This is a genomic window from Amorphus orientalis (genome assembly GCF_030814015.1).
GTDB lineage: Bacteria > Pseudomonadota > Alphaproteobacteria > Rhizobiales > Amorphaceae > Amorphus > Amorphus orientalis.
In genome coordinates this window covers 12,844-34,093 of sequence record NZ_JAUSUL010000003.1, presented here as the reverse complement: position 1 = coordinate 34,093, position 21,250 = coordinate 12,844, and the positions used below count along the sequence as shown (strand labels likewise).

General features: G+C 67.3%; 20 protein-coding genes. 10 read left to right on the top strand and 10 right to left on the bottom strand.

Going from position 1 to position 21,250, the window contains the following annotated elements; translation table 11 throughout:
• Positions 1-22: 22 nt before the first annotated feature.
• The 5 genes from J2S73_RS14670 to J2S73_RS14650 all read right to left on the bottom strand — a co-directional run bounded on the left by J2S73_RS14670 (position 23) and on the right by J2S73_RS14650 (position 4,592).
• Entirely contained in the window at positions 23-721 is a 699-nt protein-coding gene (locus J2S73_RS14670) for an ABC transporter ATP-binding protein (protein WP_306886360.1), read from the bottom strand.
• A complete protein-coding gene (locus J2S73_RS14665) occupies positions 714-1,460 on the bottom strand; it encodes an ABC transporter ATP-binding protein (RefSeq protein ID WP_306886359.1) in 747 nt (248 codons plus the stop codon). Before J2S73_RS14665 ends, J2S73_RS14670 begins: the two co-directional genes overlap by 8 nt.
• Entirely contained in the window at positions 1,453-2,463 is a 1,011-nt protein-coding gene (locus J2S73_RS14660; protein WP_306886358.1) for a branched-chain amino acid ABC transporter permease, read from the bottom strand. Before J2S73_RS14660 ends, J2S73_RS14665 begins: the two co-directional genes overlap by 8 nt.
• Positions 2,464-2,473: 10 nt before the next feature.
• Positions 2,474-3,346, bottom strand: a complete 873-nt coding sequence (locus J2S73_RS14655) for a branched-chain amino acid ABC transporter permease (protein ID WP_306886357.1) — start codon at positions 3,344-3,346, stop codon at positions 2,474-2,476.
• An 82-nt stretch (positions 3,347-3,428) separates the two neighbouring features.
• Entirely contained in the window at positions 3,429-4,592 is a 1,164-nt protein-coding gene (locus J2S73_RS14650) for an ABC transporter substrate-binding protein (RefSeq protein ID WP_306886355.1), read from the bottom strand.
• A gap of 387 nt (positions 4,593-4,979) precedes the next feature.
• On the opposite strand from J2S73_RS14650, the gene J2S73_RS14645 reads away from it, so the two are divergent.
• The 6 genes from J2S73_RS14645 to boxC all read left to right on the top strand — a co-directional run bounded on the left by J2S73_RS14645 (position 4,980) and on the right by boxC (position 11,900).
• On the top strand, positions 4,980-5,447 hold the full coding sequence (locus J2S73_RS14645; RefSeq protein ID WP_306886354.1) for a 4-hydroxylaminobenzoate lyase: 468 nt from the start codon (positions 4,980-4,982) through the stop codon (positions 5,445-5,447).
• Positions 5,448-5,620: 173 nt separating this feature from the next.
• Positions 5,621-7,171, top strand: coding sequence for a benzoate-CoA ligase family protein (locus J2S73_RS14640; RefSeq protein ID WP_306886353.1), 1,551 nt, complete (start codon positions 5,621-5,623; stop codon positions 7,169-7,171).
• Positions 7,168-7,983, top strand: coding sequence for an alpha/beta fold hydrolase (locus tag J2S73_RS14635; protein WP_306886352.1), 816 nt, complete (start codon positions 7,168-7,170; stop codon positions 7,981-7,983). Before J2S73_RS14640 ends, J2S73_RS14635 begins: the two co-directional genes overlap by 4 nt.
• Positions 7,980-9,548, top strand: coding sequence for a 3,4-dehydroadipyl-CoA semialdehyde dehydrogenase (locus tag J2S73_RS14630; RefSeq protein WP_306886351.1), 1,569 nt, complete (start codon positions 7,980-7,982; stop codon positions 9,546-9,548). The genes J2S73_RS14635 and J2S73_RS14630 overlap by 4 nt, the downstream gene beginning before the upstream one ends.
• A complete protein-coding gene (locus J2S73_RS14625) occupies positions 9,545-10,078 on the top strand; it encodes a DUF309 domain-containing protein (protein ID WP_306886349.1) in 534 nt (177 codons plus the stop codon). The genes J2S73_RS14630 and J2S73_RS14625 overlap by 4 nt, the downstream gene beginning before the upstream one ends.
• A 160-nt stretch (positions 10,079-10,238) precedes the next feature.
• Positions 10,239-11,900 carry a 2,3-epoxybenzoyl-CoA dihydrolase gene (boxC, locus tag J2S73_RS14620; protein WP_306886347.1) on the top strand — a complete coding sequence of 554 codons (1,662 nt, stop codon included), beginning with the start codon at positions 10,239-10,241 and terminating at the stop codon, positions 11,898-11,900.
• On the opposite strand, the gene J2S73_RS14615 is transcribed toward boxC, so the two are convergent.
• Positions 11,897-12,082: a hypothetical protein gene (locus J2S73_RS14615; protein WP_306886346.1), complete on the bottom strand. Its 186-nt coding sequence runs from the start codon at positions 12,080-12,082 to the stop codon at positions 11,897-11,899. The genes boxC and J2S73_RS14615 overlap by 4 nt on opposite strands.
• On the opposite strand from J2S73_RS14615, the gene boxB reads away from it, so the two are divergent.
• From boxB to J2S73_RS14595, 4 genes are all read left to right on the top strand, one after another.
• Positions 12,081-13,532 (top strand): benzoyl-CoA 2,3-epoxidase subunit BoxB, encoded by a 1,452-nt coding sequence (gene boxB, locus J2S73_RS14610; RefSeq protein ID WP_306886345.1) that lies wholly within the window; start codon positions 12,081-12,083, stop codon positions 13,530-13,532. The genes J2S73_RS14615 and boxB overlap by 2 nt on opposite strands.
• A gap of 81 nt (positions 13,533-13,613) precedes the next feature.
• A complete protein-coding gene (gene boxA, locus J2S73_RS14605; protein WP_306886344.1) occupies positions 13,614-14,837 on the top strand; it encodes a benzoyl-CoA 2,3-epoxidase subunit BoxA in 1,224 nt (407 codons plus the stop codon).
• 1 nt (position 14,838) lies between these two features.
• Complete coding sequence (locus tag J2S73_RS14600; protein ID WP_306886343.1) at positions 14,839-15,315, top strand: acyl-CoA thioesterase; 477 nt, start codon at positions 14,839-14,841, stop codon at positions 15,313-15,315.
• A gap of 137 nt (positions 15,316-15,452) precedes the next feature.
• Positions 15,453-16,427 carry a helix-turn-helix transcriptional regulator gene (locus J2S73_RS14595; protein ID WP_306886342.1) on the top strand — a complete coding sequence of 325 codons (975 nt, stop codon included), beginning with the start codon at positions 15,453-15,455 and terminating at the stop codon, positions 16,425-16,427.
• A 49-nt stretch (positions 16,428-16,476) separates the two neighbouring features.
• On the opposite strand, the gene J2S73_RS14590 is transcribed toward J2S73_RS14595, so the two are convergent.
• Genes J2S73_RS14590 through J2S73_RS14575 form a run of 4 tightly spaced genes read right to left on the bottom strand, consistent with a single transcriptional unit; the run spans position 16,477 to position 21,226 of the window.
• Entirely contained in the window at positions 16,477-17,673 is a 1,197-nt protein-coding gene (locus J2S73_RS14590; RefSeq protein ID WP_306886341.1) for a thiolase family protein, read from the bottom strand.
• A 40-nt stretch (positions 17,674-17,713) separates the two neighbouring features.
• Positions 17,714-18,427, bottom strand: a complete 714-nt coding sequence (locus tag J2S73_RS14585; protein ID WP_306886339.1) for an ABC transporter ATP-binding protein — start codon at positions 18,425-18,427, stop codon at positions 17,714-17,716.
• Positions 18,424-20,184 (bottom strand): branched-chain amino acid ABC transporter ATP-binding protein/permease, encoded by a 1,761-nt coding sequence (locus tag J2S73_RS14580; RefSeq protein ID WP_306886338.1) that lies wholly within the window; start codon positions 20,182-20,184, stop codon positions 18,424-18,426. Before J2S73_RS14580 ends, J2S73_RS14585 begins: the two co-directional genes overlap by 4 nt.
• Positions 20,185-20,188: 4 nt before the next feature.
• Entirely contained in the window at positions 20,189-21,226 is a 1,038-nt protein-coding gene (locus J2S73_RS14575; RefSeq protein WP_306886337.1) for a branched-chain amino acid ABC transporter permease, read from the bottom strand.
• Positions 21,227-21,250: the final 24 nt, after the last annotated feature.

The following is a 21,250-nucleotide window of genomic DNA, read 5'->3' as shown; positions in this document are numbered from 1 at the left end:
GCTGCAGCTTAGCCGGACGCGGTCAGACACCCAGCCATTTGTGCTGGGTGTCCGTGTCGGCACGGATGTCGGCCGAAAGACCTTCCCAGACGCTGCGGCCGCGGCCGACGATCACCACCTCGTCGGCCAGGCTGGTCGCGAACCCGAAATTCTGCTCCACCAGGATCATCGTCATGCCGTCCTCCTTGAGGGCGGCGAGCTTGTCGTGGATCTGGCGGACGATGATCGGGGCGAGCCCTTCGGTCGGCTCGTCGAGGATCAGCAGCTTCGGGTTCATCAGCAGCGCACGTCCGATGGCCAGCATCTGCTGTTCGCCGCCCGACAGCTGGTTGCCGCCGTTGTTGAGACGCTCGCCCAGCCGGGGAAAAAACTCGAACACCCGCTCGAGCGTCCAGGTCGCGTCGCGCGGCGCCATGCGCGCGGCCAGCATCAGGTTCTCCCGCACGGTCAGCGACGGGAAGATGTCCCGGGTCTCCGGGACGTAGGCGATGCCGTGCTTGGCGATGTCGTAGGGCGCCGTGCCGACGAGCGATTTGCCCTGGAAGCGGATGTCGCCGCCGGCCGCCGGCAGAAGCCCCATGATCGCCTTCAGCGTCGTTGTCTTGCCGGCGCCGTTGCGGCCCAGGATCGCCAGCATCCGGCCCGGAACCGCGTTCAGGCTCAGGCCGTGGATGACGCGGGTCTCGCCGTAGCCGGTCTCCAGTTCGCTGACCTCAAGCATGGGCGTCCCACTCCCCGAGATAGATTTCGCGCACCATTGGGCTCGCCCGGGTCTCGTCCGGCGTCCCCTCGAAGACCACCTCGCCGTAGTTCAGGACCGTGATGCGGTCGGCCACGTCGAAGGCGAGGTCCATGTCGTGCTCGATGATCAGGATGGTGAGCTCGCGCGGCAGGGTGTGGAGCAGGGTGTGGAAGGCCTGGATCATGCCCGGTCCGACGCCGGACGTCGGTTCGTCCATGAGCAGGACGCGCGGGCCGGTCGACAGTGCAATGCCCACTTCCAGCTGCCGGCGCACGCCGTAGGAGACGGCATCCACCTTCGCGTCGAGGGCGTCGGTCAGCCCGACCTGTGCGGCGGCGTCGGCGACGCCCTTGGCAATCTCCGGATCGGCCAGCGTGTCGCGGGCGAGCCACCCGGCGGCACCGCGCGCCGTGGCGACGGCCAGCGCCAGGTTCTCCCGCACCGTCAGCGCGCCGAACAGATTGTTCTTCTGGTAGCTGCGCGCGAGGCCGCGCCGGGCCCGAGCCGCGACCGAGAGCGAGGTGAGATCCTCCCCACCCATCCGCACGGAGCCGGAGTTCGGCTTCAGTTCGCCGACCAGCAGGTTGAACAGCGTCGTCTTGCCGGCCCCGTTCGGGCCGAGAACCACCCGCCGCTCGCCCTTTTCAAGCGAGAACGAGACGTCCTTGGTGACGACCAGCGAGCCGAACGCCTTGTTGAGATCGCGGGCCTCAAGCATGGGTCTCGCGCTCCTGTGCCAGAGGGGACACGTTCGTTTCGTCCGGCTGCTTCTGCTTCGCGCGGCGGTTCTCGATCATGTACTCGATCTGGCCGTAGAGGCCGCGTCCGCCGGCCACGATCGTGATGATCAGGACGGCGCCGGCGATCATGTGCCAGTGCACCGTGATCGACGAGATCTCGTGCTTCAGGAACACCCAGACCACGGCGCCCACGGCGGGACCGACCAGCGTGCCGATGCCGCCGAAGATCACCACCATCAAGACGGTGCCGGACACCATCCAGACCAGGAGTTCCGGCGAGACGAACATGGTCTGCTGGGCGGCGATCGCCCCGCCGAGGCCTGCGAGCGCGCCGGAAATCCCGAACGCGGCCGCCTTGTAGTGCCAGACCGTCAGCCCGACCGCCTTCATCCGTGCCTCGTTGACGTGGATCCCGACCAGGGTGCGGCCGAAGCCGGAGCGCAGCACGAATGCGGCGATGACGTAGACGAGGGCGAGCGCGGCGATCGCGAACAGCGCGAAGTTGGTCGAATTCATCAGGTCGATGCCGATCGCCGACAGGTCGAGCCGCGGAACGCCGGCGAGGCCGTCGTCGCCGCCCAGCGTCCGGCTTTCGAAGATCGTGACATAGGCCATCTGTCCGAAGGCGAGCGTGGCCATGATGAAGAAGATGCCGTGGGTGCGCGACGTGATGGCGCCGACGACGGCGCCGAACAGGGCGGTAGCGACGATTGCCGCGGCAAACGCCAGGAGCGGATGCACGCCGAACAGCACGGTCAGGGCGGCGAAGGTGTAGGCGCCGATCCCGAAGATCGCGCCGTGGCACAGCGAGATCATGCCGCCGTAGCCGGCGACCATGTCGAGGCTGATGGCGAGGATCGCCAGCGTCGCGGCCTCGATGACCAGCTCCTTGCCGAAATAGCCGGTGAAGAACGTGTAGACCACGCCGCCGCCCAGAAGGGCGAGAATGACGATGGTCTTGAGGAGGGACTGTCGGAACATCTGGCTCTCCTCACGCCCGCGCCGGGAACAGGCCGGTCGGCCGGAACACCAGAACCCCGGCCAGGAGCGCGTAGATCAGCAGCGAGGCGACTTCAGGCACCAGCACCGCGCCGAAGGTCTGGGCGAAGCCGACCAGGAAGGAGCCGGCGACGGCCCCCCTGAGGCTGCCCATGCCGCCCACGACCACCACGATCAGGGTGGAGATGAGGATCTCCGTGCCCATGTCCGGATGGGCGGAGAAGACCGGCACCGCGACCGCGCCGGCAAGGCCTGCAAGCGCGCAGCCGACGCAGAAGACGATGAAGAAGATGCGCTCGACGTTGACGCCGAGGCAGGCGGCCATCTGGTCGTTGTCGACGCCGGCGCGGATCATCGCGCCGAGCTGGGTCCGCGACAGGACCAGGGCGAGTGCTGCCATGACGATCGCCCCGAGGGCGATGATGAACAGCCGGTAGGTGGGATAGACCACGCCGAACACGTCGCTGCGGCCGCTGAAGATGGCCGGCGCGGCGGTACCGATGGCGAGATCGCCCCAGATCAGCCGGAAGACATCGACGAACACGAAGATCAGCCCGAGCGTCACCAGGACCTGGTTCATAGGTCCGGCCTGGCGCATGCGCTTCATCAGGCCGAGATAGAGAAGCATGCCGGTGAGCGCGACCACGATGGGTGCGGCGGCGAACCCGGCCCAGTAGGAGCCGGTGGCGGCGGCCGCGCTGATGCCGATATAGGCCCCCAGCCCGTAGAGCGCGCCGTGGGCGAGATTCACGAAATGAAGAAGGCCGAAGATGACGGTGAGGCCGACGGACAGGAGGAACAGCAGCATGGAGAGCTGCAGTCCGTTCAGCGTCTGAACCGCCCAGTAAGACCAATCGGTGACCATGTGCCGTCCGGTACGCTGGAAGGTAGGAACAGGAAGCGGCCGGGCACCTGGCGCGCCCGGCCGTCGATTGCCTGGTTGCGGCTTACATCTCGCAGCCGTTGACCGGGTCCTTGACGTTCTCGACGGTGCCGATGAGCTTCTGGGTCAGCTTGCCGTCGTCGCCTTCCACCGTCTCGTAGATGTACATGTTCTGGACGATGTTGTTGGTCGCCGGATCGATCGAGACCGGGCCGCGCGGGCTGACATACTCAACGGTCGGCAGCGCCTTGGCGATGGCTTCCTTGTCCGTGGCGCCCGACTTGATGGCTTCCACGAACGAGCGGCCGGCGTCGTAGCCCTGTACGGTGTACTCCGACGGGGTGCGCTCGTAGCGCTTCTGGACGGCCTCGACGAACGTCTTGTTCTCCGGGGTGTCGAGCGTCGGGATGTAGTGGAGCGAGGCCACCGTACCCACCGCGGCCGGGCCCTGGGCGTCGACATAGAGCGGCGAGTTGATGAAGCCCGAGCCGTGCAGCGTCGCGGTGTCGTTCAGGCCGAACGCGTCATACTGCTTGACGAAGTTGATCGCCTCGCTGCCGGCGTAGAAGACGTAGACCGCATCCGGTTCGGTCGCCTGGGCCGCGCTCAGATAGGGGCCGAAGTCCTGGGTGGTCCGGAACGGGGTGAACTCCTGGCCGACGATCTCGCCGCCCGCAGCCTTGAAGGCCTCGGCGAAGGCGCCGATCTGCTGGCGTCCGGCGGCGTAGTCCGGCGCCATCGTGTAGACCTTGCGGATGCCCTGATCGTACATCCATTGGCCCATCGGCCGGTTGACCTGGCTGTTGGAGAACGAGACCCGGACGATGTACGGCGTGCAGTTCTCGCCGGTCGCCTCGTCGTTGCCCGCGTTGGCGACGATGATCGGGGTCTTGGTCTGGTCCACAAAGTCACGCACCGCGCCGAGAACGCCGGACGACACCGGTCCGACCAGCACGTCGACCTGATCCTCGAGCACCAGCTTGCGGGCCTTCGCAAGCCCGACCGGCGGCTTCACTTCGGTGTCTTCGCGGATGATCTCGACCTGGTCGGCCATGCCGGCCTCTTCCAGAGCCAGCACGAAGCCCTCGTCGATGTCCTTGCCGAGTGCGGCGTAGACGCCGCTGTACGGCAGCAGCATGCCGACCTTGTAGTCCTGCGCGGCGGCCGGGGCCGACGCAGCGACAGCCAGCGTGGCGCACACGACTGCGCCGGTGATCGTTTTGAGCATACCATCTCCTCCCTGGATCGGCCCGGCCAGAACGCCGCCGATCGCATTGGTTTCCTCGCAGAGGGGACGGTCCGTCGATGCGGCGCCAGCCCCCGGTCCGGGCCCTCTTGATTGACGAAGCGGGGCCTTTGGACATCAGCGGGCAGAGCCTACAAGACGCGATTTCACGGCGCAAGCAATATAATGCATATTTGTGACCGGGCTCCAATCTGGCGCATAAGCTTATGTTTTTTCATGAATAACTGCAGTGCAGCATAAGTCCGGACGCCTCGTTGACAGACCTTGCTTGCCTCTCCGGGCCGGGATATGCATAATAATGCAGAAAATGAGAGCCGCCCGGTTTCGGGTGTGCCCATTGGTCCGCGCAAGCGCACCAGGGAGGTTGCCATGAGCCAACAGGCATTTTTCGAGCTCGTCGGCCGCATCGCCGACCGGATGGGAGACCGGCCGCTGGATGCCGATCTCGCCGCGCTTCTCAACGAGGATTTTCCAAAGGACGGCAAGGACTTCGCCGAGCTCCGCGCGCTCTGCGCCGAGGGTGAGGCGGAAGGCTGGCTGATGAAGCGCGAGGCCGGCGGGATCAAGTTTTCCCGTCCGGTGAAGCCCGGCGCGGAGGCCGGCCGGTTCAGTGTCGACGTCGTCCGGATGAAGGACGTCCGAGGTCCTCACCACGTGCACACCACCGGCGAAGTCGGCGCGATCATGCCGATCGAAGGCGACGCCCGGTTCGATGGCATGGAGGAGGGCTGGTACGTCTATCCGCCCGGCAGCGACCACCATCCGACCGTCTCCGACGGCGACGCCTATGTCCTCTATTTCCTCCCCGACGGGGAGATCGAGTTCACCGGCCGCTAGGCGGCAGGACGGCCGGCGCGGCCCTTTGGACGCGCCGGTTCGGTCTACTGATTGAAGGCGGTCGCGGTCCCGGTCCGGCTCGGTACGAGCCGACCTTCCGCGATCGGACCATGTTCCGGATGGCGCCCGGCGTCCCGGATCCAAAAAGACAATCGCAATCGGGAGGATGACCCGTGCAGGGCACCAGCGGAAACGCCGCGGAGTATTTCGTCGACCGGCACCTTGCGGCCGGCCGGAGCGACAAGACCGCCTTCATCGAGAGGGGCGGCAACGCGCGCTCGATCACCTACGGCGCGCTGGCGGCCGACACCGACCGGATGGTCGGGCTGTATCGGCGCCACGGCATCCGCCGGGAAGACCGGGCGATGATGCTGGTCCTCGACACGGTCGACTTCCCCGTCATCTTCTGGGGGAGCCTGAAGGCGGGCGTCGTTCCGATCCCGGTGAACACGCTGCTGTCGGCCGATCTCTGGGAGGTGATCCTGGACGATTCCCGTGCGACCGCGCTGTTCGTCTCCAGCGAGCTTCTGGAGTGGGCGGCGCCGCTGGTGGAGCGGGAAGGCCTGAAGGTGTTCGTGGTCGGCGGCGATCCGGGACCCCATCTCGACTTCGGCGCCGAGCTCGCCGCCAGCGACCCGGGTCCGAGCGTGGACGCCTCGCCCGACGAATGCGCCTTCTGGCTTTATTCCTCCGGCTCGACCGGGCGTCCCAAGGGCGTCCGCCACGTCCATTCCAGCCTGCAGGCGACCTCCGACACCTATGCGTCCAAGGTTCTGAAGATCCGCGAGGACGACACGGTCTTCTCCGCCGCCAAGCTGTTCTTCGCCTACGGCCTCGGCAACGCCATGACCTTTCCCATGTCGGTCGGGGCGACCACGGCGCTTCTAGCCGGCCGGCCGACCCCCGACAGCGTCTTCGACGTGCTGGAAAAGACCAGGCCCACCGTGTTCTGCGGCGTGCCGACCCTCTATGCGGCGATGCTCGCCGGCATGAATGGGTCGCGGCCCGAGGGTCTCGACCGGCTGCGCATCTGCGTGTCCGCCGGCGAGGCGCTGCCGGAAGAAGTCGGAACGCGCTGGCGCGAGAAGGCGGGCGTCGACATTCTCGACGGCGTCGGCTCCACGGAGATGCTGCACATCTTCCTCTCCAACGCCGAGGGCGACATCTGCTACGGCACCTCGGGCCGGGCGGTGCCGGGCTACGAGCTGCGTCTGGTCGACGAGAACGGCCAGGACGTGGAGGTCGGGGAGATTGGCGAGCTTCTGGTCAACGGGCCGTCGGCCGCCGACGGCTACTGGAACCAGCGCGACAAGACCCGCTCCACCTTCGAGGGGCGCTGGACGCGCACCGGCGACAAATACGAGCTTCGCCCCGATGGCCGCCTCGTCTACTGCGGCCGCACCGACGACATGTTCAAGGTGAGCGGCATCTGGGTCGCGCCCTTCGAGATCGAGCAGGCCCTCGTCTCCCATCCCGCCGTCCTGGAGGCCGCGGTGGTTCCGGCCCACGACGAATCCGGGCTGGAGAAGCCGCGCGCGTTCGTCGTCCTCAAAGGCGGCGCGGTCGATGACGCGCTTGCCGCGGAGCTCCGCGACCACGTGAAGGAGCGGGTCGGCAAGTGGAAGTATCCGCGCTGGATCGAGTTCGTGGAGGAGCTGCCGAAGACCGCGACCGGCAAGATCCAGCGCTTCAAGCTGCGTCAGCTCGAGGGAGAGGTGCAATGATCTGGGAGACGGACAAGCCGATCCGGCTGGAGGTCGACGGGGTCGGCCTGGAGGCACGCTGCTACGGTCCGCCGCCGTCCGAAAGCCCGACCATCGTGATGCTGCACGAGGGTCTGGGCTGTGTCGCCCTGATGCGGGACTTCCCGCAGAAGGTCGCAGACGCCACCGGCCACGGCGTCTTCGTCTATTCCCGCCAGGGCTACGGCCAGTCGGATCCGGTGTCTCTTCCGCGCCCGCTCGACTACATGACGCGCGAGGCGGTCGACGTCCTGCCCAAGGTGCTCGACCAGATCGGGTTTCGCGCCGGCGTTCTTCTCGGCCATTCCGACGGGGCGTCGATCGCGGCGCTCTATCTCGGTAACATCCAGGACCACCGGGTGCGCGGCCTGATCCTGATGGCGCCGCACTTCTTCACCGAGCCGAGCGGGCTGGCGTCCATCGCGGAAGCCAAGGTCGCCTACGAGACCGGCGACCTGAAACCGCGCCTCGCCAAGTATCACGCCGACGTCGAAGGCGCGTTCCGCGGCTGGAACGATGCCTGGCTCGATCCCGGCTTCAAGGAATGGAACATCGAGTACGCCATCGACTATGTGCGCGTGCCGGTGCTCGCGATCCAGGGCGCGGACGACAAGTACGGCACGCTCGCCCAGCTCGATGCCCTCGAAAAACTCTATGCGCCGTTCGATCGCGTCGTGCTGAACGACTGCGGGCACGCGCCGCATCTGGAGCAGGGCGACAAGACGCTCGCTGAAATCGTCGAATACATGGCCCGTCTCGACCGCATCGAGGCCGCCGAACCGGAGGTCGCATGAAACTCAAAAGCTACGTCGCAGGGAAATGGGTCGAGGGAACCGGCGACGGCCGGCCGTTCATCGATCCGACCACCGGCGAGGAGCTCGGCCGGGTGGATGCCACCGGTGTCGACGGGGCGGCCGCGCTCGAGCATGCGCGCACCGTCGGCGGGCCGGCTCTCGCGGCGCTGAGCTTTGCCGAACGCGGCGCCATCCTGCGCGCGATTGCCGATGCGCTCACCGCCAACCGCGACGCCTATGGCGAGATCGCCCGGAAGAACTCCGGCAACACGGTCCGCGATGCGGCGATCGACATCGACGGCGGCATCGCGACGCTGAAGGTCTATGCGCGCCTCGGCCAGTCGCTGGGCGACGCGAAGGTGCTGGTGGAGCCGGGCGAGGACGTGCTGGCGCGGTCCGGCAATTTCGCGGCCCGGCATTTCTGGACCTCGCGCAAGGGTGCGGCGCTCCAGATCAACGCGTTCAACTTCCCCTCCTGGGGGCTTTGGGAAAAGGTGGCGGTGGCGCTGCTTGCGGGCTCGCCGTCGGTGGCCAAGCCGGCGTCCGCGACCGCGTGGCTGTCCCGGCAGATGGTCGCCGACGTGATTGCGGCCGGCGCCGTGCCGGAAGGTGCGCTCCAGATCGTGTGCGGCGGCGGCAAGGATCTCGTCGCCGCGCTCCAGCCGATGGATTCGCTCGCCTTCACGGGATCGGCGGCGACCGGCGAGATGTTGCGCTCCGACCCGGCGGTGCTCCGTGCCGCGCCGCGGGTGACGGTCGAGGCCGACAGCATCAACGCGACCGTGCTCGGGCCCGATGCCGGGCCGGACAGCGACGTCTTCGCGCTCGCCGTGCGCGAGGTGGTCTCGGCGCTCAGCGTCAAGGCCGGGCAGTTGTGCACCAACATCCGCCGGGTGCTGGTTCCGGCCGAGCATGCCGACGCCTTCCGCGATGCGGTTGCGGCGAAGCTTGCCGGGCTCACGGTCGGCAATCCGGCGGACGAGAGCGTGCGCGTCGGTCCGCTGGTCGACCTGGACCAGCGCCAGACCGCGCTGGAGGGCATCGCGGCCCTGTCGGCCGAGGCGACGGTCGTCGCCGGCGGCGGTATCCCTGACCAGGTGGTCGGGGCGGATCCGCAAGCCGGCGCGTTCCTGGCGCCGACGCTGCTGTCCTGCGCCGATCCGACGGACGGCCGCGCCGTCCACGAGATCGAGGTGTTCGGTCCGTGCGCCACGGTGATGCCCTATCACGGCGTCGACCAGGCCGTTGCACTCGCCGCGCACGGCGGCGGATCCCTGGCGCTCAGCCTGTTCACCGGCGACCGCGCCGTCCAGCGCGACGTGGCGCTCGGCGTGGCGCCGTTCCACGGCCGGGTGATGATGGTCGATCCGGAGGTCGGCAAGGACCACACCGGCCACGGCATCGTCATGCCCCAATGCGTCCATGGCGGGCCCGGCCGGGCCGGCGGCGGCGAGGAACTCGGCGGTCTGCGCGGTCTGCGGCTGCACATGCAGCGCACGGCGGTGCAGGGGGCGCCGGCGGCGCTCGCCGCGCTGGCGGACGACGCGACCGAGGCCACGCTGTGACCCGGGCGGCGGCCACCGTCGACGTCTATGCGTGGCCGCTGCCGAGCGAACCCTATGTTCCGGGCGTGACCGAACGCCCGACGGCGAGCGTGGTGTTCGAGATTTCCGAGGCCGCGCCCGCCGTGACGGAGCCGGATCGGTGGCGGGAGCACGAGGCCTGGCTGGCCGGCTTCCGTCTCTACGGCCAGGGTTATTTCTGGGAAACCCACGAGGTCTGGGAGCCCGTCTGGATCGGCGCCCGGCCGAACAGCGCCGAACGGGTCATGGTCCAGGGGCTCATCCAGCTCGCCAACGGGTGCCTGAAGGTCAAGATGGGCCGGCCGAAAGCGGCGCTGCGGCTGATGTCTGTGGCGCAAGGCTGTCTGGACGAGGCGGCGAACGGCGGCCGGAACCGGCTGATGGGCCTCGATCTCGCGGCGGCGCGCGACGGCCTGAAGCGGTTCGTGGAAGCGTTTCCTCACACGGCCGGGGATGCGGTGCTGGCCGCACGGCCGAACCTGGAAGCGATGCTCGATCAGAGCAAAATATGAATTATAGTGCATATTTCGGGTTCGATTTGTAAACTCAGTCGTCGCCGCACTGCAAAAATGCGCTCAAATTTGGGTGTTTGGCGGCTGAGACAGCCCAGTTTGGAATTGCACTTGTTCAGTTGCTGCACTATATTGCGTATTGAGAACCAAGGAGGCTTGCGTGGACAAGCGCATCGATTTCCAGACCGACCCGTCGAAATATCGCCATTGGCGCATCTCCTATGACGGCGAAGTCGCGTACCTGACGATGGACGTGGATCCGTCGGCCGGCCTGTTCGAGGGCTACGAGCTGAAGCTCAATTCCTACGATCTGGGCGTCGACATCGAGCTTGCCGACGCGGTCCAGCGGCTCCGGTTCGAGCACCCGGAAGTCAAGGCCGTGGTGATGCAGTCGGGCAAGGAAAAGGTGTTCTGCGCCGGCGCGAACATCCGCATGCTCGGTGGCGCCGCCCATGCCCATAAGGTCAACTTCTGCAAGTTCACCAACGAGACCCGCAACACCTTCGAGGCGGCGGGCGCGGAGTCCGGCCAGTATTATATCTGCGCCGTCAGGGGCGCCTGCGCGGGCGGCGGCTACGAGCTGGCGCTCGCCTGCGACCACATCATTCTGGCCGACGACGCCTCCTCCTCGGTGGCGCTGCCGGAAGTGCCCCTTCTCGCCGTGCTTCCCGGCACCGGCGGCCTCACCCGCGTGACCGACAAGCGCAAGGTCCGGCGTGATCTCGCCGACGTGTTCTGCGCCATGGAAGAAGGCGTGCGCGGCAAGAAGGCGCTCGACTGGCGCCTGGTCGACGACGCGGTGCCGAACTCCAAGTTCGACGAGACCGTTGCCACCCGCGCGAAGGAATTCGCGGCCAAGTCGAAGCGGCCGGCGGACGCCAAGGGCATCGAGCTGACGCCGCTGAAGCGCACCATCGGCGAGGACGGCAGCCTCACCTATTCCACGGTCGAGGTCGAAATCGACCGGGCCAAGGGCATCGCCTACCTGTCGATCACCGGCCCGACCGATCCGGCGCCGTCCAGCGTCGAGGCACTGCATAAGGAAGGCGCGGACAGCTGGATGCTCCGCGCGGCGCGCGAGATCGACGACGCGATCCTGCACATGCGCCTGAACGAGCTGGAAGTCGGCGTTCTGGTGTTCCGCACCCAGGGCGATCCGGAAGCCGTCGTGGCCCACGAGCGCTTCCTGATGGAAAACCGCTCCGACTGGCTCGCCAACGAGATCCTTCTCTACTGGAAGCGGGTGCTGAAGCGCATCGACATGACCTCGCGCTCGCTGGTGGCCCTCGTCGAGCCGGGTTCCTGCTTCGCCGGCATCCTGGCGGAGATCCTGTTCGCGGTGGACCGGTCCTACATGGCCGAGGGCGACTTCGAGGGTGACAACCGCCACGTGGCGACCGTGACCCTCACCGACGCCAATTTCGGTCCGTTCCCGATGGCCAACGACCTCACCCGCCTGGAGACCCGCTTCCTGGGCGAGCCGGACAGCGTGACCAAGGCCAAGGAGCAGAAGGACGAGGCGCTCGAGGCGTTCGACGCCAAGGAGCTCGGTCTGGTGACCTTCGCCTTCGACGACATCGACTGGGAAGACGAGGTCCGCGTGTTCCTGGAGGAGCGCGCCAGCTTCTCGCCGGACGCACTGACCGGCATGGAGGCGAACCTCCGCTTCCCGGGTCCGGAAACCATGGAAACCCGCATCTTCGGCCGCCTGACCGCCTGGCAGAACTGGATCTTCCAGCGTCCCAACGCGGTCGGCGACGATGGCGCCCTCAAGCGCTACGGCACCGGCGTGCGCGGGTCCTACGACATGCGCCGGGTCTAGAGCCTTTTCCGATCAGGTTGAAACACCTGATCGATAAGAAATGGCTCCAGATTCAATAGGTTGAGCAATTCCTTTTCGTTCAGATTGAGCCAATCTGAACGGGAAATGCTCTCCTCGGCACACAAGAATGCCGCCGGGCGGCCGCCGTCGCCCGGCCCAATCGATCGCAGGGAGTGAAACATGCTCGATCTCATCAACGTCTCTTACGACACGCAGATTCCCAACAATGTCGGCCTGTCGAGCGACAAGCGGGTGCTCAAGGCGCTCGAGCGCTGGCATCCGGGCTACATCAACTGGTGGAACGACCTGATTCCGAAGCAGTTTCAGGAGTCGCTGGTCTATCTGCGCACGGCCGTCAGCGTTGATCCCAAGGGTTGGGCCAAGTTCGACTACGTGAAGATGCCCGAATATCGCTGGGGCATCCTGCTGGCGCCGGAAGTCGAGGATCGCACCATCCCCTGCGGCGAGCACGCCGGCGAGAAGGCCTGGCAGGAAGTGCCGGGCGAATACCGCAACATGCTGAAGCGGCTCATCGTCATCCAGGGCGATACCGAGCCGGCGTCGGTCGAGCAGCAGCGCTTCCTGGCGCTCTCCGCGCCGTCCCTCTACGACATGCGCAACCTGTTCCAGGTCAACGTGGAAGAGGGCCGTCACCTGTGGGCGATGGTCTATCTCCTGCACAAGTACTTCGGTGCCGACGGCCGCGAGGAAGCCGACGATCTGCTGCGTCGCTCGTCGGGTTCGGAAGAGGCCCCGCGCATGCTCGGCGCCTTCAACGAGGAGACCCCGGACTGGCTCTCCTTCTTCATGTTCACCTACTTCACCGACCGTGACGGCAAGATGCAGCTGGAATCGCTGGCCCAGTCGGGCTTCGATCCGCTGTCGCGCACCTGCCGCTTCATGCTGACGGAAGAGGCGCACCACATGTTCGTCGGCGAGACGGGCGTGGGCCGCACCATCCAGCGCACCTGCGACGTGATGAAGGAGAACGGGATAGACGACCCGTACGATATCGACCGGATCCGTGCGCTTGGCGTGATCGACCTGCCGACCATCCAGAAGAAGCTGAACCTGCACTACACGCTCAGCCTCGACCTGTTCGGCCAGGAGGTCTCCACCAACGCCGCGAACGCCTTCAACGCCGGCATCAAGGGCCGCTTCCAGGAGCACAAGATCGACGACGATCACCGGCTCCAGGATGCCACCTACCGGGTGTGGGACTTCGAGGACGGCCGGGTCGTGGAGAAGGACGTGCCGGCGCTGACGGCGATCAACATGCGCCTGCGCGACGACTACACGAAGGACGCCGCCGGTGGCGTCGGCCGCTGGAACAAGATCATCGAGAAGGCCGGCATCGACTTCAAGCTGGCGCTGCCGCACGAGGCCTTCAACCGGAAGATCGGCGTGTTCTCCGACAAGCTGTTCGACCCGGAAGGCAAGCTCGTCTCCGGCGCCGAGTACGACGAGAAGATCAACAGCTGGCTTCCGACCAAGGCCGATGGCGACTTCATCCAGTCGCTGATGAAGCCATGCACCGAGCCGGGCAAGTTCGCCAGCTGGATCTCGCCGCCCCGCGTCGGCATCGACAACAAGCCGGGCGACTTCGAGTACGTCCAGCTTCACATGGCGTAACGCGAACCTCCCTGGGGCGGGCGGCGGACCGGCTGGACCGGACGCGCCCGCCTTTCCTTTTTCCAGAACAGGCCGGGAACCATGAACAAGCCTCTTGAGGACGCGGCCGCGCTGCAGAAGCCCATCAAGCAGCACGTCATCGATCCGGAAACCTGCATTCGCTGCTACACCTGCGAAGAATCCTGCCCGATCGACGCCATCACCCACGACGACAACAACGTCGTCGTCGACGCCACCACCTGCGACTACTGCATGGCGTGCATCGCGCCCTGTCCGACCGGCGCCATCGACAACTGGCGCGTGGTGATGGAGCCCTATTCGCTGGACGATCAGTTCAGCTGGGAGGAGCTCCCGGAGCAGGAAGAACTCGGCGGAGACGATGCCGGCTCCAGCGCCGTCGAAGCGCTCGACGAGGAGATGGAGCGGCTTCTGAACGAAGCCCATGCGGGCGCGGGCGGAAAGTCGAAGCCGCCGGCCTCGGCCTCCAAGCCGAGCGTGAACCTCTTCACCATGGGCCATCCGGCGACCGCCACCGTCCAGGGCAACTACCGTCTCACCAGCGAGACCGCCGACAGCGACGTCCGCCACATCATCCTGGATCTGGCCGACGTGTCATTCCCGGTTCTGGAAGGCCAGTCGATCGGCATCATCCCGCCGGGAACCGACGACAACGGCAAGCCCTATCTGCCGCGCCTCTATTCCATCTCCAGTCCGCGCGACGGCGAGCGTCCGCAGACCAACAATCTCTCGCTGACGGTGAAGCGGGAGCCGATGGGCGTGTGCTCGAACTATGTCTGCGACCTCAAGAAGGGCGACAAGGTCCAGCTCACCGGCCCGTTCGGCGCCACCTTCCTGATGCCGAACGACCCCCAGGCGAACATCATCATGATCTGCACCGGCACGGGCTCTGCTCCGTTCCGCGCCATCACCATGCGGCGCCAGCGGACCATGCCGGAGGCCGACGGGCGGATGATGCTGTTCTTCGGCGCCCGCACCGCCGACGCGCTTCCCTATTTCGGTCCGCTGAAGAAGGTCCCGGACCGGATCCTGGAGAAGGAGCTCTGCTTCTCCCGGGCGACCGAGGGACCGAAGGAGTACGTGCAGGACCGCATGCGCACCGAGCGCGAGCGGGTGCTCAAGCTCCTCAAGTCCGAGCGAACCCACATCTATGTCTGCGGCCTGAAGGGCATGGAAGAGGGCGTCGACGCAGCGCTTGCGGAGATCGCCTCTGAAGGCGCGTTCGACTGGCCCGCCCTGCGCAAGCAGATGCGCGAAGAAGGTCGCTACCACGTGGAAACCTACTGAGGTGCGGCCGCCGGATTCAGGCGGGACCGGGGCCGGCGACGCCGGCTTCGTCCATCCGGTCAAGGTCCGGTGGGCGGACTGCGACCCGGCGGAGATCGCCTATACCGGGCGCATTCCGAACTTCGCGCTGGAGGCGATCGACGCCTGGTGGGAGGCGGTCGTCGGCTACGACTGGTACCGGCTGTCGATCGACCGGGGCTATTCCACGCCGTTCGTGCGCATGGAAATCGACTTTCTTTCGCCGGTGACGCCGCGCCACGTGCTGGAATGCGCGGTCACGCCGCTTGCGCTCGGCGACACCTCGATCCGGTTCGCCGTCACCGGTCGCCAGGACAGCCGGTCGTGTTTCAGGGGCGAGTTCGTCTGCGTCTTCGTGACGACCGCCACCTTCGAGAAGACGAAGCCGGTGCCCGACATTCTGGCGCTGATCGCACCGCACTTTCCCGATGCCGCGTCCGAGCGGGTCGAAACGACATAATAGTGCACTGTCGATGCCGCTCGTCCTGCCGGCATCGTTCACCGCTCTTGCAGCGGTCCGTCGCGCCTGCGAATATGGGGGATTAGAGCGACGCGCCGCTTGAGGCCCTATGAATTATAATGCATAATTGGGCTGATATGAGCTCAGGCAGCGTCAGCGAAATCGTCACCTTCAGCGGCCGCGTGTCGAGCACGGACGAAGCGTCCCTCGCCGAGGGCTCCAGCTTTCTGGAGATGGTCGGCGAACGGGTCCGCAACGGCCGCGCCCGGCGCGGGATGTCGCGCAAGGCGCTGTCCGAAGCGTCCGGCGTCTCCCAGCGCTACCTGGCCCAGCTCGAAAGCGGATCCGGCAACATCTCGATCGCGCTCCTGCGCCGCATCGCCGATGCCCTCGACTTCCGGATCGAGTGGCTGGTCGGCGAGGACGATCCGTTCGTGTCCGAGATCCCGGCCGTGGCGGCGTTGTACCGGGTGGCGACGCGCGAGCAGCGGCGCCGGGTCCTGGAAATTCTCGACCCGGAACATCCGGACCTGCGCCGCGCGTCGCGGGTCGCGCTGATCGGACTGCGCGGTGCGGGCAAGTCCACCATCGGCCGGCTGACCGCTTCCGCCGTGGGCGTTCCCTTCCTGGAACTGAACGAGGAGATCGAGCAGGCCAGCGGCATGCCGGTCAACGAGGTCATGGCGCTCTATGGCCAGGAAGGCTACCGGCGGCTGGAACGCCAGTCGGTCGAGCGGGTGGCGGCCACCCATGACGCGATCGTTCTGGCGGTCGCCGGCGGCATCGTGTCGGAGCCGGAGACGTTCAACTATCTCCTGCGCCACTTCCACACGATCTGGCTGAAGGCGCAGCCGGAAGAGCACATGACCCGGGTGCGCGCCCAGGGTGACGAGCGGCCCATGGCCGGCAACGCGGCGGCGATGGACGAGCTCAAGAGCATCCTCACCAGCCGCGAGGCGCTTTATGCGCGCGCCGAGGCCGTCGTCGACACCTCCGGCCGGACCATCGAGGAAACGCTCGGCGAGGTCCTCGACACCATCAAGACGAAGTCGTTCCTCGACGGCGGTGCGGCCGACGGCGCCCGCTACGCCGCGCTCTGGGAGCGGGTCTGACACCCGCCCCGTTTTCTTTGCGGATCTGACAGTAGGGCCCCGTGCCCGATCAGCCGACCTTCAGCACCACCGCCATCGACGAATCGCCGGCCGCGCAGCCCTGGAACAGGCCGTAGCCGCCGCCCTTGAGGGCCAGTTCCTCGATCAGTTCGATGATGGCGCGCACGCCGGTCGGCCCCTGGGGATGGCCCCAGATCAGCGACGAGCCGAAATTGTTCATCGACCGCCAGTCGATGCCCATGGCGCGGGCGAACGCGATGTCGTTCACCGCGAACGGGTTGTGCGACTTGATCGCCGCCATGTCGGCAATGGTCTTGCCGGCCCGCTCAAGGGCCTGCAGGGACGCCGGGATGGGGGCGGCCGGCATGTGCGCCTTTTCCACCCGGGCCAGTCCGAACGAGACCAGCTCGATGGTGATGTCCGGATTGGAGGCGAGCTCGGCGGCGCGCTCCGCACTTTCGACCACGATCGCAGCCGCCGAGCCGTCCGCGGGATGGGTCTGGCCGCCGAACGTCACGGTCCCGTCGGGCATGACCGGCTTCAGCTTGGCCAGGCCTTCGGCGGTGGACGGATGGATGCCCGTGTCGGCCTCCATCACGGCCTGGGTCTTGCGGAAGCGAGCGTCGGGCACGTCGAAGGGCAGCGTCATGAAGCGCTTCAGGAACGCCGCTTCGTCCGCCAGCGCCTGCGCATACTGCTCGGAGCGATGCAGCACGACCTCGTGCTGTTCCTCGGTGGTGATGCCCTCGCGCGCGGCGACGTTCTCCGCCGTCTGCACCATGGCGCATCGCGCCCACGGGTCGTTGGAGAAGGAATCCAGCACCCAGTCCTCCGAAGCCCCCGTGCCGCCGGGGCCGTGGGGCGCCGGATAGTAGAGGTGCGGGCCGTTGGAGCAGCGGTCGCCCGAGACGATCAGGCAGGTGCTCGCGCCTCCCGTCGCGATTTCCCCTGCGGCGGTCGAGAACAGCCGCGCACCGGTCGCGCACGCCTGGTTGATGGTGGGGCCGGTCAGGGTATCGGCGCCGATCATGCCGCCGAACCACGGCACGCCGTAGAAGCTCGACTTCTGGGGAACGGTGAGCCCGTAGGCGGCGAAATCGAACACCGTCGGGTCCAGTTCGCGCCTGGCGAGTTCCGCCTTGGTGACATGGGCGGCGAATTCGATCGCATGCAGGTGCGCCAGCTCGCCGCTCCAGCGGGCGAACGGTGTCGACCAGTAGCCGCCATAGGGAATGAAGGCCTTCATCGTGCGGTCCTTTTCGTTCGGTCGGACAGAAAGGGGAGGGTCAGTGCGCGCCGCCGAGATAGATTTCCGACACGCGCGGATTGGCGGCGATCTCGTCCGCCGTTCCCGTCAGGGTGATCTGGCCCAGCTCCATCACATAGGCGGTGTCGGCGACGCGCAGCGCGGCGCGGGCGTTCTGCTCGACGAGCAGGATCGACACGCCGGTCTCGCGCAGGCGGCTGACGGTCGAAAGAATGTCGCGGACGATCAGCGGGGCCAGGCCGAGGCTGGGCTCGTCCAGCATCAGGAGGCGCGGCCGGGCCATCAGCGCGCGGCCCATGGCCAGCATCTGGCGCTCGCCGCCCGACAGCGTGCCCGCTTCCTGGCGCCGGCGTTCCTTGAGCCGGGGAAACAGCTGATAGACCTCGTCCAGCCGCTCGGGGATTTCCCTGCGGCCGCGCCGGAAGGCGCCGAGTTCGAGATTCTCCGAAACCGTCATCGCCGAGAACAGGTCGCGCTGCTCCGGCACCAGGCTGATGCCGAGCCCGACCCGCTCCTCGGCCGTCGTCCGGGTCAGGTCCGCGCCCTCGAAGGCAATGGCCCCCTTCGACGGCAGAAGGCCCATCAGGGCGGCCAGCAGCGTCGTCTTTCCGGCGCCGTTGGCCCCGATGACGGTGGCGATCGTGCCCGGCGCGACGCTCAGGGAGGCGCCCTGAACCGCCTCGACGCGCCCGTAGGCCACGTGCAGGCCGTCGACCTTCAGGAGCGCGCTCATATGTCCGCCCCCAGATAGGCTTCGATGACGGCCGGGTTCGCGCGCACCTCTTCCGGCGCGCCTTCGGCGATCTTGGAGCCGAAATCGAGCACCACGATGTGGTTGGTGAGCCGCATCACGAAATCCATGTCGTGTTCGACCAGAAGCACGCTCATGCCGTCGGCTCTCAGATCCTCGATCAGGCCGGCCAGCGCCTGCTTCTCGGTGTGGCGCAGCCCCGCGGCCGGCTCGTCGAGCAACAGAAGCACCGGGTCCAGACACAGCGCCCGCGCGATTTCCGCAAGCCGCTGTTCGCCCAGCGACAGGGCGCCGGCCTCGATGTGCATCCGCTCGCCCAGCCCGACGCGCTCCAGCTGCCGGGCGGCCTCGGCGAAGATCTGCCGCTCTTCCGTGCGGTCGAGGGCCAGCATGCCGGAGGCGAAGCCGGCATGGCTGCGCAGGTGCGCGCCGATCGCCACGTTGTCGAGCACGGTCATCGTCTGGGAGAGCTTCACGTGCTGGAAGGTGCGGGCGATCCGCCGCTTGGCGATCCTGGCCGGCGACAGGCCGGTGATGGTCCGGCCCTCGAAGACGATCTCGCCGGAGGTCAGCGGGGTGACGCCGGTCACCAGATTGAACGTGGTGCTCTTGCCGGCGCCGTTCGGGCCGATCAGACCGACGATCTCGCCCTTGCGCACCCGGAACGACACGTCGTTGACGGCGACCAGACCGCCGAACGTCTTGCGGGCCTCGCGGACCTCCAGAAGCGGATCGCTCTCGGGCCGTGTCTCGCGGGGGAGCGGGGCGGCGTCCGGGATCGCCCGGGGAGGGGCGGCGGGAAAGAGGCCGGCGATCAGCGGCCAGAAGCCGGTGCGCGCGCCCTGCAGAAGCGCGACCAGCAGGATGCCGAACACGATCCCCTCGTAGTTGCCGCCCTGGCCGAACAGGAGCGGCAGCCAGTCCTGGAGGAGATCCTTGAGGATGGTCACGATGCCGGCGCCGAGGATCGCGCCGTAGACGTAGCCGGCGCCGCCGACCACCGCCATCAGGAGATATTCGATGCCGGTGCCGAGCCCGAAGGCGCCCGGCGTCACCGCGCGCTGGAAATGGGCGTAGAGCCAGCCGGCGATGCCGGCGAGCACAGCCGCGTAGACGAAGACGGCGAGCTTGGCGCGCCAGACGTTCACCCCGACGGATTCCGCGGCCGACGCGCCGCTGCGCAGCGCCCGGATGGCGCGCCCCGTGCGCGAATCCAGGAGATTGAGCGTCAGCGCCACCGCAATGAGAACGGTGATCCAGATGACCGGATAGAACGACCGGCCCGACAGGAGCTCCGTCCCGAAGAAGCTCAGCGGGGGCACGCCCTGGATGCCGTCATAGGCGCCGATGATCTGAAGGTTGCCGAACAGATAGTAGAAGCTGATGCCCCAGGCGATGGTGCCCAGCGGCAGGAAGTGGCCGGACAGCCGCACCGTGACCAGCCCGACCATCAGGGCGACGACGCCGGTCACGGCGATCGACGCGATGAGCGCGAGCCACGGCGACCAGCCATAGGAGGTCGTCAGCAGGGCCGAGGCATAGGCGCCGAAGCCGACGAAGGCAGCCTGGCCGAACGACGTCATGCCGCCGACGCCGGTCAGGAGCACGAGCCCGAGCGCCACCAGGCTGGAGAGGCCCACGAAGGCGACCAGGGTCACCCAGTAGTCCGGCACGGGCAGAAGCGGCACGGCCAGCATGACGACGGCGAAGACGGCGAAACCGATCCACTTGCGGGTCATCGGCTCACTCCTCCTCGTCATGCGGCGGGCTCTTCAGGGAGCGCCACAGGAGGACCGGCAGGATCGACATGAAAACGATCACTTCCTTGAACGAGCTGGCCCAGAAGGAGGAGAAGGATTCAAGCAGGCCGATGGCGAGCGCCGCGCCGACCGCCGGGACGTAGGCCGTCAGTCCGCCAATGATGGCGGCGACGAAGCCCTTCAGCCCGATCAGGAAGCCGGAATCGTAGTAGAGCGTGGTGAGCGGTGCGATCAGGATCGCCGACACGATGCCGATCGCCGCCGCCATCGCAAAGGCGATGCGTCCGGAGAGTTCGGTCGAGATGCCGACGATGCGGGCGCCGCGCTGGTTGATGGCGGAGGCCCTGAGTGCCTTGCCGATCAGCGTGCGGCCGAAGAAGACCGACAGCAGGACGAGAAGCGCCAGCGTCGCGCCGATCACCAGCAGGCTCTGGGCGCTCACCAGAAGCGGGCCGATGGTGAAGCTCGCGTCGATCAGCGGCGCCGTGCGGTAGCCTTCGGCGCCGAAGAAGACGAGGCCGAGCCCGGTCAGCGCCAGGTGCGCGCCGACCGAGGCGATCAGCAGCACCAGCACGGAGGCGCGGGCCAGCGGCTGGAAGGCGATCCGGTAGAGATAGGGCCCCATCGGCACCACCAGCGCGACACTCAGCAGGATGCTGACGGCGGGTCCGAGCTGCAGGGGCGCGAGCCCGAGAACGGCCACGGTGATGATGGCCGCGGGCACCGCGGTTCTCAGGAGGATGGCGCCGACCCGGCGTCCGGTCAGGTCCCGGCCGGCGGAAATCAGGTCCATGACCATCGCCCCGGCGGCGAGCGCCACGAGAACCCAGAGCGAGCCGGGAACGCGGCCCATTTCGAGGGCAGCGAGCGACAGCCCGCCGAAGGTCACGAAGTCGCCCTGGGGGATCAGGATCACCCGGGTGACGGCGAAGACCAGAACCAGCGCCACGGCCAGAAGCGCGTAGATCGCGCCGTTGGTCACGCCGTCCTGAATCAGAAAAAGGGCGATTGTGCCGTCCACTGTGCCTTGCTCGCTGGACCGTTA